The following is an 11,647-nucleotide window of genomic DNA, read 5'->3' as shown; positions in this document are numbered from 1 at the left end:
GGCTACCTGCCCGCGGTCGCCCGCCGCCCGCGGCCACCGCCTGTATCGCCCGTCCGCGGCACCCGCCCGTACCACCGCACGTATTCACCCGCTTCACCCGCAAAGGATGACCATGACCTCGCTGTTCGACTCCGTGACCTTCGGCAAGATCGCCCTCGGCAACCGGCTCGTGATGGCCCCCATGACCCGCAACCGGGCCAAGTCCTGTGGCGGCGCCACCGAGTTGATGGCCGAGTACTACGCCCAGCGCGCCTCGGCCGGGCTCATCGTCACCGAGGGCACCCAGCCCTCCCAGGTCGGCCAGGGCTTCCTCAACACCCCCGGACTGCACCACCCCGAACAGGTCAGGACCTGGCGCACCGTCACCGACGCCGTGCACGCGGCGGGCGGCCGGATCGTCGTACAGCTGATGCACTCGGGACGGATCGGCCACCCGTCGCTGTACGACAGCGCCCACCACTCCGTCGCCCCCTCGCCGGTCGCCGCCGCCGGGCAGTGCTTCACGCCCTCCGGACCGCTGGAGTACCCGGTCCCGCACGAGCTCACGGCCGACGAAATAGCCGCCACCGTACGGGACTTCGCGGACGCCGCCCGCAACGCGGTCGAGGCCGGCTTCGACGGCGTCCAGGTGCACGCGGGCAACGGCTTCCTGCTGCACCAGTTCCTCGCGGCCAACACCAACCACCGCACCGACGGCTACGGCGGCTCCCTCGCGAACCGCACCCGCCTCACGGCCGAGGTCACCGAGGCGGTCGCCGGGGCGATCGGCAACGAGCGGACCAGCGTGCGCCTCTCGCCCGCCAACACCTACAACGACATCGCGGAGGGCGACACCGAGGCCCTGTACGCGGCCCTCGTCCCGGCCCTCCCGGAGCTGGCCTTCCTGGAGGTCTGCGAGATCGTCGCCCGCCCCGTCACCCGGCTCGTCCGCGAGCTGTGGGAAGGCAACCTGGTGGTGAACCCGCACGCCGCCGGCGACTCCTTCCCGGCCTCGGTGGACACCGCCCAGCAGGTCCTCGACGAGGGTCTGGCCGACGCCGTCTCGCTCGGCGCCCTGTTCCTGGCCAACCCCGACCTGCCCGCCCGCATCAAGGCCGGCGGCCCCTTCACCCAGCCCGACGAGTCGACGTACTACGGCGGCGACCACCGCGGCTACACCGACTACCCGGTGCTCGGCCAGTGACCCCTGCCTCCGTGGTCCGCGGCGCCCGGCGCGAGCTGCTCCTGTTCTCCGGCCGGGCCCACCCCGAACTCGCCGACCGGATCGCCCGGGAACTGGGCACCGGCCTGGTGCCGGCCCAGGCGCGGGACTTCGCCAACGGCGAGATCTACGTCCGCTTCGAGCAGTCGGTGCGCGGCGCGGACTGCTTCGTCGTCCAGTCCCACACGGCACCGATCAACACGTGGATCATGGAACAGCTCATCATGATCGACGCGCTGAAACGGGCTTCCGCCCGCAGCGTCACGGTCGTCGCCCCGTTCTACGGCTACTCGCGGCAGGACAAGAAACACAAGGGCCGCGAGCCGATCTCGGCCCGTCTGCTCGCGGATCTGCTGACCGCCGCGGGCGCCGACCGGGTCATCACGATCGATCTGCACACCGACCAGATCGTGGGCTTCTTCGACGGCCCGGTGGACCACCTCTTCGCCCTGCCCACGCTCGCGGACCACATCGCCGCGGGCACCGACCGCGACCGTCTGACGGTGGTGTCGCCGGACGCCGGCCGTGTGCGGGTCGCCGACCGCTGGTGCGACCGGCTCGGGGCGCCCCTCGCGATCGTCCACAAGAAGCGCGACAAGGACATCGCCCACCAGGTCAGCGTCCACGAGGTGGTCGGCGAGGTGGCCGGGCGGGTCTGCGTCCTGGTGGACGACATGATCGACACGGCGGGCACGATCTGCGCCGCGGCCGACGCGCTGTACGCGAGCGGTGCCGAGGACGTCATCGTCGCCGCCACCCACGGCATCCTCTCCGGCCCCGCCGTGGACCGCCTGAAGAACTCCCGGGTCAGCCGCTTCGTCTTCACCGACACCCTGCCGACCGCCGCGGCGACCGGCCTGGACAAGGTCGAGGTCCTGTCCGTCGCCCCGCTGATCGCCCACGCGATCCGGGAGATCTTCGAGAACGGCTCGGTGACGAGTCTGATGGACGAGTTGTAGCGGCAGCGCAGTGTCGCCGTTGACCGGGCCGCTCTCCCCGAACGGGGAGGGCGGCCCGTGTCATGCCTGCGGATCCTGTCCGTCCAACTCGTCGAGAAGTCGGGCGAGTTCGGCCGGCCACACGGTCTCCTTCGTGGCCCGCAGTTCCTCCCGGGTCCACCACCGCCAGGCGAGGATGCCGTCCTGGGTGTGGGCGGCGGAGAGGTGGGTGCCGGTGGGCTCGCGGTGCGGGCCGTGGGTGACGTAGATGCGTTCGTGCTGGTGGGTCGGGGTGCCGGCGAAGGTGAGGTCGACCTCTCTGGTGGACAGCAGGGGGCCGGGTTCCAGGTCTGTCCAGCCGGTCTCCTCCCGGAGTTCGCGCAGGGCGCCCTCGCGCGAGGTCTCGTCGCCTTCGAGGCCACCGCCGGGCAGGGCCCAGAAGGTGCCGGTCTCGGCGTCGTCGTAACGGAAGAGGAAGACGGAGCCGGTGGGGTCGAGCACCGCGACGCGGGCGGAGTGGCGGATTCTGCGGAGCTGCTTGCGCAACACGGTGCAGGGGCGGCCTAGTTGGCGGTCCGGGCGGTGGTCGACGACGTCGTAGCCGAGGGCGGTCCAGAAAGCGAGGCCCCTGGGGTTGTTGTCAAGGACGGCCAGGCGTACGGCGGTTCGGCCGGCCGCGCGGAAGCGGTCCTCGACGAGGGACGCCAACTGCCGCCCGTGTCCCTGCTGTTGCTGTGTGGCGTCGATCATCAGCAGGCCGATCCAGGGGTCGTCGTCGGCCGGGTCGGGATGCGCCCCGAGAGTGATCGCGATCCCTACGAGCCGCCCCGCGCTACGGGCGAGCAGGACTTCGGTGTCCGGGTCGGCCAACTCGTCCGCCAGCGCGGTCGCCACCTGCTCGGGCCGGATGTCCTCCGGGTCCGGGAAGTCGCCGCTGAGGGCGTGGAACGCGTGGTTGGAGGCGTAGAGGGCGGTGAGTTCGGTGAGCAGTTCGCCGGGGAGTGCGCCGGCCTCGGTCGGCGTGAGGGGTTCGAGGAACATGGGGGCACGCTAGGGCCTGTCCGGATCCGGTGCGACGTGACACCTGTGTGATCCGTACTCTGTGTCGGCGGCTTCGGGGAGGGCATGTCCATGCAGTACAGGTGTGGGGTTGGCGCGGTTGTACGAGCGGCGGCCGTTGTCGTCGCGGCTGTCCTGATGAGTGGCTGTTCGTCGGACGATTCGGCGCAGGACAAGGCGTGGCAGGAGGAGTACTGCGCCAAGCTGGGGTCCTGGCAGGACGAGGCGCACGCCAGGACGGCCAACACCGAATCGGCGGGGGAAGCGGCCATCCACGCCTCGAAGAAGCTGGACGAAGCGGGCCTGGAACACGGTGGCACCCGCATCCTCGACGACACCGTCAACGCGGTCGCCGGCGACACCGGGGCCGAGGGGCGTGCGGTGTCCTACTGCGACAGCGCGGGCTTCGAGACCTCGGTGGATTCGGCCGGCTGATGCCGTGAGTTCATAGGCCGACCCCTGAGGGGGCACGCCGGCCGTCGGCCGCCGCGCCGAGCTCGAACCAGATCTGTTTGCCGGGGACACCGTCCGCGGCGGCGCCGTGCCGCACGCCCCAGTGCTGGGCGAGCCCGCCGACCTGGAGGAGGAGGGCGACGAGGTCTCGGCGACGGGAAACCGGCGCGTCTTTGAAAGGGGGAACGGGCAGGATGCCTGTCGTGACGTCGCACTCTGCGCAGGTGAGCCGATCTCGGCCGTTCTACGCCGATCACGCCGCGGCCTACGACCTGCTCATCACGGATCCGGTGGAGCCCTGGGTCGACGCGGTCCATGACGTGCTGGTGCGGACGGGCCGTCATGCGGCGTCGGTTCTGGACGCGGGCTGCGGAACCGGTCGGCATGCCGCCGCCCTCGCGGCCAAAGGTCACCACGTCGACCTCGTCGATGCGGCCGGCACGCTCCTGGACCAGGCGGCGAAACGGTGTCCCGAAGCACGGCGCTGTCAAGCCGACCTGTGCTCTCTCGACGTCGGACCGGCATACCAGGCGGTGACCTGCCGTGGGGTGCTGAACGACATGACCACCGACGTCGAACGCGACGCCTCGTGAACGCTCGGTGGAACTCGGCTCGGGGAAACAGCTGATCTTCACCAGCACCGTCACATGGCAGGCGGGACTGCTCCATGTTCACGAGCAGTACGACCTTCTTGCAGGGGATGAGCCTGGCCAAAGGTCGAGCTACGACTTCATGATGCGTCCCTGGAGCAAGGCGGAGTTGCGTCAGCGTCTGGCCGCGGCAGGCTTCCACGACATCGAGATCGGGCCCGGAGTCGGCCGGAAGACCGCCGACCGGCTGTTCGTCGTCGCCGTCCGCCGATAACTGCCGGGGCCGGTCCCAACTGCCGGCCGTGGCCACTTTCGCCCCGCCGGACGGGACCTGCTCTGAAAGTGTGACACTTCAGCGCCGAGTGTCACACTTTTTCCGAGCAGGTCCCCCGGGACGCCGAGCATCGCCGTGCACGGCTCAACCGCCCTGCCGGAACGGAATGTTCAGCCAAGGACTACCCGGATCCGACGTCAGGATCCGGTGCGCGGCGACCATGTCCTGGTACCACGCGCCGAACTCCTCCTCGTCGAAGTGGAGGCAGCGGCCCAGGATGTAGCCGGCCGAGAAGTCCGGCCAGGAGCGGTGGGCGAGGGCGGCGGCGCGGCCCGCGCGGACGAGGGCCGACTCCGTTTCCGCCAGGGTGCAGAAGCGGGCGCCGAGTCCCCAGCGGGCCATCTTCGAGGCGCGGCCCAGGTCCCAGGCCTCGACCGAGGTGACATGGCGGTTCTCGTCGAGGATGCCGTCGGCCCGCATCCGGGCCTCGTAGCGGGTGATGCGGCCGATCAGGCGTTGTACGCCCTCGATGCGGGCCTCGGTCTCCGAGGCGGGGCGCGGGTCGGTCTTCGTCACGCCGTCCTCCGTGATCACCGTGGAGCCCTCGGATTCGGCGCGGATGACGGTGGCGACGGCCTGGCGCCAGTAGCCGGTGTCGACGTGGCCGCCGAAGTCACGGGCGATGGAGCGGCGCAGGCTCAGCGCGAACTCCCATACGGAGCTGGAGGCTTCGGCGGCGAGCAGGTTGCGCAGATGGTGTTGCCATTCCGCGCGGGTGGTGATGCCCCACCACTCGCGCAGCCGCCGGCGCTCACCGTCGTAGCCGCTGCCGTGCCAGGCCGGCGCGTTCCAGAGGGAGCCGTTGCTGACGCAGAGGAGCGCTCCGCAGGCCAGGCCGTGGGCGACGGGGCCGTGCAGCGCGCCGCCGACGTGGAGTGCGCGCAGCCGCATGCCCGATTCGGGCGTGCCGATGTGTTCGGCCGCGCGCGACCAGTCCGTCGTGCCCGGGGGGCCGTAGGGGAGGGTGAGTTCGCAGGGGGTGCCTGGGTCGATGACGAGGGTGGGCGGGCACTGCGGGTTCCAGGCGTTCGCTGTCCAGCGCAGCGAGGCGCGCGAGTACACCACGTCGGGGCGCGGCGCGGGCAGCATGCCTTCGGTGAACAGTTCCCAGTGCCTGGTGCCGTTGCGGACGTCGCGGATGAACACGCGGTGGACGCGGTCGGGTTGGGCGTCGTAGGCCTCGCGCGACATCTCGTAGTAGAGGTGGGTCCGGGCGAGTACGTCGTAGTACGCGGACCGGTCGCCGCGCGCCCTGGCCTCGGCGAGTGCTCGCTCGGTCTCGGTCGGCGGGGTCCAGGCGGGCGGTGAAGGAGGCCCGAAACCGGCGGGGGACGGTCCGAACGACATAGGGCTCGCTGTCCTTCCAGGGGCCAACGGCTGTTGATCCCCGGCACATTGCCATACGGGGCTGAGACCCCCCTGTGGGACCCCCGTGCAGTTCCGTGCTGCCCGTCCCGCACAGGCCGAAGCCCCCGGCGGCAACCGCAGCCAGGGGCCTCGCACAGCGTTCGGCGTGCGTCGTGAACGTCAGACGTTCACACCGAAGTCCTGGGCGATGCCGACCAGGCCCGAGGCGTAACCCTGGCCCACCGCGCGGAACTTCCACTCCGCGCCGTTGCGGTACAGCTCGCCGAAGACCATCGCCGTCTCCGTCGCCGCGTCCTCGGAGAGGTCGTAGCGGGCGATCTCCGCGCCGCCCGCCTGGTTCACGATGCGGATGTACGCGTTGCGGACCTGGCCGAAGTTCTGCGAGCGGGTCTCCGCGTCGTAGATCGAGACCGGGAAGACGATCTTCTCGACGTCCGCCGGGAGGCCGGCCAGGTTGACGTTGATCGCCTCGTCGTCGCCCGCGCCCTCGCCCGTGCGGTTGTCACCGGTGTGGACGATGGTCTGGTCCGGGGTGGACTTGTTGTTGAAGAAGATGAAGTGTCCGTCCGAGTAGACCTTGCCCTCGGGGTTGACCGCGATCGCCGAGGCGTCGAGGTCGAAGTCCGTGCCGGTGGTGGTGCGGACGTCCCAGCCAAGGCCTACGGTGACGGCGGTCAGGCCCGGGGCCTCCTTGGTGAGCGAGACGTTGCCACCCTTGGACAGGCTTACAGCCATTGTTGGGAGTCCTTCCCTCGTTGCGATGCGGGCTTCGTACTGAGGACGAAGCTACCGGTACCACTATGAACGCCAAGAGGGGTATCGAAGGTTCCACGTGGCTTTACTTTCTTTACCCGCGCCTCCCGGAACGTCCTGGGTAATTGGCGTGACGTGGACCGGACAGGCAGGCGACCATGGGGGCATGTCCGGTCCTTATCTCATCCGCGGCTCCGTCTCCCTGCCCGAGGCCGAGCTCATGTGGCGTTTCTCGCGGTCGTCGGGGCCGGGCGGGCAGCACGTCAACACCAGCGACTCCCAGGTGGAGCTGCGCTTCGACCTCGCGAAGACGGAGGCCCTGCCCGAGGTGTGGAAGTCACGGGCGCTGGAGCGCCTCGCCTCCCGGCTGGTCGACGGCGTCGTCACCGTACGGTCCTCCGAGCACCGCTCCCAGTGGCGCAACCGCGAGACCGCCGCCGTACGCCTCGCGGCGCTGCTCGCCGAGGCCACCGCGCCGCCGCCGAAGCCGCGCAGGCCCACCCGGATTCCCCGGGGTATCAACGAGCGACGGCTGCGCCAGAAGAAGGCACGCTCCGACACGAAGCGGGGGCGGACCGGGCGGGACTGGGGGTAACCCCGCCGCCGGTTGTCACATCCTCGGCCCGTGCTCCGTCGTAGCAGTGACGACGGACCGCGACGAGGAGTGTTCATCCGTGGGTGACTTCGAATTCCCCTGACAATTTCCCCGACGGCAAGACAGTGAATTTCTCGCCGCCCGATTCGAATCGCACCGCTCCCGCCTCCGGGCCGTCGCCCACCGCATGCTCGGCTCGGCCGCCGAGGCCGACGACGCCGTGCAGGAGGCCTGGGTCCGGCTGAGCCGCGCGGACGCGGAGAAGGTGGAGAACCTCGGGGGCTGGCTGACGACCGTCGTCGGCCGGGTCTGCCTCGACATGCTCCGGTCCCGCAAGTCCCGCGCGGAGGAGCCCCTCGACAGCGGTACGCCCGTCCCGGCCACCGTCCCCGACCCCGAACAGGACGCCCTCCTCGCCGACTCGGTCGGGGCCGCGCTCCTTGTCGTACTGGAGACCCTGACGCCCGCCGAACGGCTCGCGTTCGTGCTGCACGACCTGTTCGCGGTGCCGTTCGAGGAGATCGCGTCCATCGTCGGGCGTACGCCCACCGCGGCACGGCAGTTGGCGAGCCGGGCCCGGCGGCGGATGCGGGGCGCTTCCGCGCCGGACGGGGATCCCGTACGGCAGCGGGTGGTCGCCGACGCGTTTCTCGCCGCCGTGCGCGAGGGCGACTTCGACGCGCTGGTGAAGGTGCTCGACCCGGACGTCGTGGCGCGTTCCGAGGACACGGTGACCGCGGGTGCCGCCGCGGTGGCGGCCGGCGCGACGAGCTTCGCGCACTTCGCCGCCCTCGCGCGGCCCGCCCTGGTGGACGGCGCCACCGGCATCGCCCTGCTCGTCGACGGCCGCCCCGTGCGCACCCTCGCCTTCACGTTCGTCGGCGACCGCATCGCCGCGATCGACATCGTGCTGGACCCGGAGCGGGTGGCGCTGCTGGACGTACGGCTGGTCTGAGGCGCGGCTACGGCAGCTCCAGCACGCCGACCGTCTCGCCCTCGCTCAGCTCGCCGTTGGGCCGGAAACCCAGCCCCAGGTAGAACTCCGCCGGGCCGGACGGGCCCTCGTGCCAGGTGACGTAGACCTCCTTGCCGCCCCGGCGGCGGATCTCGGCGGCGACGGACTCCACGGCGAACCGGCCGTAGCCGCGCCCCTGTTGGTCCGCCGCGATGTTCAGGCGCCACAGGCCGGAACGGATGACGGAGCCGTCCAGGTTCCAGTCGATGTCGAAGAAGGCCATGACGAAGCCGACGGGGCGGTCCTGGTCGACGATCAGGCGGGGCCAGGCGGTGCCGGGGTGGACGTAGGCCTCGGCGAGGGATTTCACGACGGGGGATACCGCGAATTCCTGGTCGGGGCGGACTCGTATGCCGATGGCGGCATCGATATTGCTCCGGGTGATCTCTTCGAGGCGTGGCCCGGGCCCGTCGGTGGTGATCGTCGTCATGCGTGCACGGTAGGCGGACTGATCACAGGTGGGCCACCGGAATTCACCGTCATCCCAACTGCCGGTACCTGCCCCGGAAATAGGCCAGCGGGCCGCCGTCCGTGCCGGTCGCCTCCGCCGTCAGCACCCGTCCGATGACCAGCGTGTGGTCCCCGGCCGGAATGCGCTGTTCCGTGCGGCATTCGAGGGTGGCGAGGGCGCCGCGGACCAGCGGCGCGCCGGACGCCGCGCCGTGGACGTAGGGGATGTCGTCGAAGAGCAGCCGGTCGCTGATGCGGCCCTTCATGGCGAAGCGGCCGGCGATGTGGCGCTGGCTCTCGGAGAGGACGGAGACGGCCCACAGGGGCTGTTCGTCGAGGAGGTCGTCCATGCGGGAGCCGTTGCGGAGGCTGACCAGGACCAGCGGCGGGTCCAGGGACACGGACATGAAGGCGGTCGCGGTCATGCCGACGTCCTCGCCGACCGGAGCCTGCGGGTCGTCCGGGTCGTACGGCTCCTCGTGCGCGGTCACCAGGACCACACCCGCGGCCAGCCGGGCGAGGGCGGCGCGGAACTCGTCGTTGCTCACCCCCACAGCATGCCCGGAGGGAACGGACTCGGTGATCGACGCGGTGTTCAGCACGCCGGAAACGCTAATCTCCGAGTGCCGCGCCGCGCATCGGACTTCGGTCGCAACAGGGTCCTAGGTCCAATGACCCACGCGGCGGGACATCGTCGTGCATCATGTCCCCACACTCACAAAGTTTGCGTTCAGGAAACGCACAGGGAAAATGCAGAAACTCCACTCAATTGTTCATCTTCTGCTGTGACTTGAGTCACAAGGGATAGTAATTGTTGACCCTGAGTACCGAGTGGGCAGCGCGCTGTGATTCAGTGGCGGGGAAGAAGACCCTTGATTCGCTGCGAGGTCTCGGGGGGAGGGCGAGTATGGAGACCGAGTCGGAACCCTACGTCCGTCTTGAGAACCTGCGGCAACTGCATACGGTCATGGCGGACATGAACACCGCCCGCAGCCTGGCGGACACCCTGCAGACCGTCGCCGACGGCGTGGTCAACGGCCTCGGGTACGAGCTGGCATGCGTCAACCTCGTACGTCCCGACGGCGACCTCGTGGTCGCCGCCTTCTCCGGCAACTCCGCCGCCGAGGCACTCATCACCGGCCGGGTCGGCTCCCGCGCCTCCTGGGAGCGCCGGCTCGGCATGGGCGAGGACTGGGGCGACCTGCGGTTCATACCGCACACCGAGGGCTGGGTCCTCGACGAGGACGACGTACCGCAGTGGTACACCGACGGCCCCGCGCCCCGCTTCGAGGACGAGTGGCATCCCTCCGACCGGCTGTTCGCGCCCATGTACACGCCCGGCGTCTCCGGCGGCTCGTGCGGCGAACTGATCGGTGTCCTGTCCGTGGACCGGCCGCGCAACGGCCGAAGGCCCGGCGCGTGGGGACGCGAAGCGCTCCAGATGTACGCCTTCCAGGCCGCCATCGCGATCAGCAACGCGCGTCTACGTGCGAATATGCAACGCGCACTTGTCAGACTCGAACGCGAGCAACAGGCCCTGCGCGCAAGCGAGGAGAGCTTCCGGCAGGCCTTCGAGTACGCCCCCTCCGGCATGGCGATAGCCGAGATGGGCGGCGAACAGCACGGCCGAATACTCCGCAGCAACGACGCCCTGTGCCGCCTCCTGGGCCGCCCCGCCTCCGCGATGCGCCGCTACTCCTTCTCGGACCTCGTCCACCCCGAGGACATAGGCACCCTGCTGAGAACCTCGGCGGAGGGCGGACGCGCGGAACTCCGCCTCGGCCGCCGGGACGGCACCTACGTCTGGGTCTCGCTCCGCAACTCCGTCGTCGCCGACGCCGCCGACGGACCGCGCTTCCTCCTCTCCCACGTCGAGGACATAGAGGACCGCAAGCGCCGCGAGCTGCAGCTCGCCCACCGCGCCGCGCACGACGCGCTGACCGGCCTGCCGAACTCGGCCGAGCTGCGCACCCGCCTCTCCGCCCGCCTCTGCCAGCGCCCGCAGTCCGCGTTCCCCGGCGAGGTCGAGTCCCTCGACGCCGCGTACGGACACCCGGCCGCCTACGACGCGAACGGCCACGGCTTCGACTTCCGCCCCGGCGCCGACCTCCTCGACGCCTACGACCACCACGTCCACACCATCGCCCCCGAGGGCGAGCGCGACGACGGCACCAAGGGGCTCGCGGTCCTCTTCTGCGACCTCGACGGCTTCAAGTCGATCAACGACCGGTTCGGGCACAACGCCGGCGACGCGGTCCTCATCGAGGTCGCCCGGCGGCTCGGCCGGGCGGTGCGCGACGGCGACACGGTGGCCCGGCTCGGCGGCGACGAGTTCGTCGTCCTCGCCGACGGCCTCGGCAAGGCCGACGCCGCCGACCTCGCCGTACGCCTGCGGAACGAGATCATCCAGCCCATCCGGGTCGACGGACGGGCCATGCGGGTCGGGGCCAGCTTCGGCATCGGGTGGGCCCACTGCGGCATGACGGCGGACGAGGTGTTGAAGTCCGCCGACGAACGGATGTACATCGAGAAACGATCTCGTCCCAAACAGCACAGACGCGCGGGATGATCTCCAGGTGGGCCGCCCGATGCGGCCTGAGTCACCCGTTTGGACCACGCGGAGCGGGTAGGCTCGCAGTTCTCCAGACGTATCGATGACGCATCTGAAGCTGACGTACCTGCACCCGCACCTGTTGAGGAGTACCTAGGGATGACGCCCGGCAACAACGGCGCGAGCACGCCCGAGGACGACGACCCGTTCGGCTACCTGTACGCCGACGGCCAGGCCAACGGCGCCCAGCCGCCGTCCGGCGGCGGTGGCTACGGCTACCCGGGTTCCGTCAACCGGGTGCGCGCGGTCGGCGAGCGCCAGTACGGCGGCCAGCCCGCCG

Annotated in this window: 13 protein-coding genes and 1 pseudogene; 9 read left to right on the top strand and 5 right to left on the bottom strand. The window is 70.4% G+C overall.

Annotated features, from left to right (window positions below; translation table 11 throughout):
- The first annotated feature begins 112 nt into the window (after positions 1–112).
- On the top strand, positions 113–1,183 hold the full coding sequence (locus R6V09_RS33470; RefSeq protein ID WP_317885214.1) for an alkene reductase: 1,071 nt from the start codon (positions 113–115) through the stop codon (positions 1,181–1,183).
- Between the two features lie 11 nt (positions 1,184–1,194).
- Entirely contained in the window at positions 1,195–2,160 is a 966-nt protein-coding gene (locus tag R6V09_RS33465) for a ribose-phosphate diphosphokinase (RefSeq protein ID WP_317885215.1), read from the top strand.
- Between the two features lie 60 nt (positions 2,161–2,220).
- On the opposite strand, the gene R6V09_RS33460 is transcribed toward R6V09_RS33465, so the two are convergent.
- On the bottom strand, positions 2,221–3,180 hold the full coding sequence (locus R6V09_RS33460) for a bifunctional GNAT family N-acetyltransferase/NUDIX hydrolase (protein ID WP_317885213.1): 960 nt from the start codon (positions 3,178–3,180) through the stop codon (positions 2,221–2,223).
- A 156-nt stretch (positions 3,181–3,336) separates the two neighbouring features.
- Here R6V09_RS33460 and R6V09_RS33455 point away from each other — a divergent pair, with 156 nt between their 5' ends.
- From R6V09_RS33455 to R6V09_RS33445, 3 genes are all read left to right on the top strand, one after another.
- Positions 3,337–3,633 (top strand): hypothetical protein, encoded by a 297-nt coding sequence (locus R6V09_RS33455; protein ID WP_317885212.1) that lies wholly within the window; start codon positions 3,337–3,339, stop codon positions 3,631–3,633.
- 221 nt (positions 3,634–3,854) lie between these two features.
- The gene (locus tag R6V09_RS33450) at positions 3,855–4,244 is read left to right on the top strand and encodes a class I SAM-dependent methyltransferase (RefSeq protein ID WP_317885211.1); all 390 of its coding nucleotides are present in this window, start codon (positions 3,855–3,857) and stop codon (positions 4,242–4,244) included.
- 139 nt (positions 4,245–4,383) lie between these two features.
- A complete protein-coding gene (locus tag R6V09_RS33445; RefSeq protein WP_317885210.1) occupies positions 4,384–4,515 on the top strand; it encodes a hypothetical protein in 132 nt (43 codons plus the stop codon).
- A 144-nt stretch (positions 4,516–4,659) separates the two neighbouring features.
- Here the strand turns inward: R6V09_RS33445 and R6V09_RS33440 are convergent, their stop codons facing one another.
- Positions 4,660–5,922 carry a DUF1266 domain-containing protein gene (locus R6V09_RS33440; protein ID WP_317885209.1) on the bottom strand — a complete coding sequence of 421 codons (1,263 nt, stop codon included), beginning with the start codon at positions 5,920–5,922 and terminating at the stop codon, positions 4,660–4,662.
- Positions 5,923–6,102: 180 nt separating this feature from the next.
- The gene (locus R6V09_RS33435; protein WP_019057183.1) at positions 6,103–6,678 is read right to left on the bottom strand and encodes a TerD family protein; all 576 of its coding nucleotides are present in this window, start codon (positions 6,676–6,678) and stop codon (positions 6,103–6,105) included.
- Between the two features lie 184 nt (positions 6,679–6,862).
- On the opposite strand from R6V09_RS33435, the gene arfB reads away from it, so the two are divergent.
- Positions 6,863–7,291: an alternative ribosome rescue aminoacyl-tRNA hydrolase ArfB gene (arfB, locus tag R6V09_RS33430; protein ID WP_317885208.1), complete on the top strand. Its 429-nt coding sequence runs from the start codon at positions 6,863–6,865 to the stop codon at positions 7,289–7,291.
- Between the two features lie 187 nt (positions 7,292–7,478).
- Positions 7,479–8,246: a sigma-70 family RNA polymerase sigma factor gene (locus tag R6V09_RS33425; protein ID WP_317885207.1), complete on the top strand. Its 768-nt coding sequence runs from the start codon at positions 7,479–7,481 to the stop codon at positions 8,244–8,246.
- 7 nt (positions 8,247–8,253) lie between these two features.
- Here R6V09_RS33425 and R6V09_RS33420 read toward each other — a convergent pair whose 3' ends face one another.
- Positions 8,254–8,736, bottom strand: coding sequence for a GNAT family N-acetyltransferase (locus R6V09_RS33420; protein ID WP_317885206.1), 483 nt, complete (start codon positions 8,734–8,736; stop codon positions 8,254–8,256).
- A gap of 49 nt (positions 8,737–8,785) precedes the next feature.
- The gene (locus R6V09_RS33415; RefSeq protein ID WP_317885205.1) at positions 8,786–9,358 is read right to left on the bottom strand and encodes a flavin reductase family protein; all 573 of its coding nucleotides are present in this window, start codon (positions 9,356–9,358) and stop codon (positions 8,786–8,788) included.
- A 305-nt stretch (positions 9,359–9,663) separates the two neighbouring features.
- On the opposite strand from R6V09_RS33415, the gene cdgB reads away from it, so the two are divergent.
- Both cdgB and R6V09_RS33405 read left to right on the top strand, forming a co-directional pair.
- Positions 9,664–11,325, top strand: a complete 1,662-nt coding sequence (cdgB, locus tag R6V09_RS33410; protein ID WP_317885204.1) for a diguanylate cyclase CdgB — start codon at positions 9,664–9,666, stop codon at positions 11,323–11,325.
- Between the two features lie 141 nt (positions 11,326–11,466).
- Positions 11,467–11,647: pseudogene (locus R6V09_RS33405) on the top strand (carbohydrate-binding protein); the annotation flags it as partial.

It is taken from the genome of Streptomyces sp. W16, from assembly GCF_033194735.1.
Taxonomy (GTDB): Bacteria; Actinomycetota; Actinomycetes; order Streptomycetales; family Streptomycetaceae; genus Streptomyces.
Note: the sequence above shows the minus strand (reverse complement) of the source record. Positions and strands in the feature narration are given on the sequence as shown.

Bases quoted from the DNA above. Each gene is read 5' to 3' on its own strand.
- R6V09_RS33470 (WP_317885214.1), top strand. From the start codon at position 113: ATGACCTCGCTGTTCGACTCCGTGACCTTCGGCAAGATCGCCCTCGGC.
- R6V09_RS33460 (WP_317885213.1), bottom strand. From the start codon at position 3,180: ATGTTCCTCGAACCCCTCACGCCGACCGAGGCCGGCGCACTCCCCGGC.
- R6V09_RS33445 (WP_317885210.1), top strand. From the start codon at position 4,384: ATGATGCGTCCCTGGAGCAAGGCGGAGTTGCGTCAGCGTCTGGCCGCG.
- R6V09_RS33420 (WP_317885206.1), bottom strand. From the start codon at position 8,736: ATGACGACGATCACCACCGACGGGCCCGGGCCACGCCTCGAAGAGATC.
- R6V09_RS33455 (WP_317885212.1), top strand. From the start codon at position 3,337: ATGAGTGGCTGTTCGTCGGACGATTCGGCGCAGGACAAGGCGTGGCAG.
- arfB (WP_317885208.1), top strand. From the start codon at position 6,863: ATGTCCGGTCCTTATCTCATCCGCGGCTCCGTCTCCCTGCCCGAGGCC.
- R6V09_RS33425 (WP_317885207.1), top strand. From the start codon at position 7,479: ATGCTCGGCTCGGCCGCCGAGGCCGACGACGCCGTGCAGGAGGCCTGG.
- cdgB (WP_317885204.1), top strand. From the start codon at position 9,664: ATGGAGACCGAGTCGGAACCCTACGTCCGTCTTGAGAACCTGCGGCAA.
- R6V09_RS33440 (WP_317885209.1), bottom strand. From the start codon at position 5,922: ATGTCGTTCGGACCGTCCCCCGCCGGTTTCGGGCCTCCTTCACCGCCC.
- R6V09_RS33435 (WP_019057183.1), bottom strand. From the start codon at position 6,678: ATGGCTGTAAGCCTGTCCAAGGGTGGCAACGTCTCGCTCACCAAGGAG.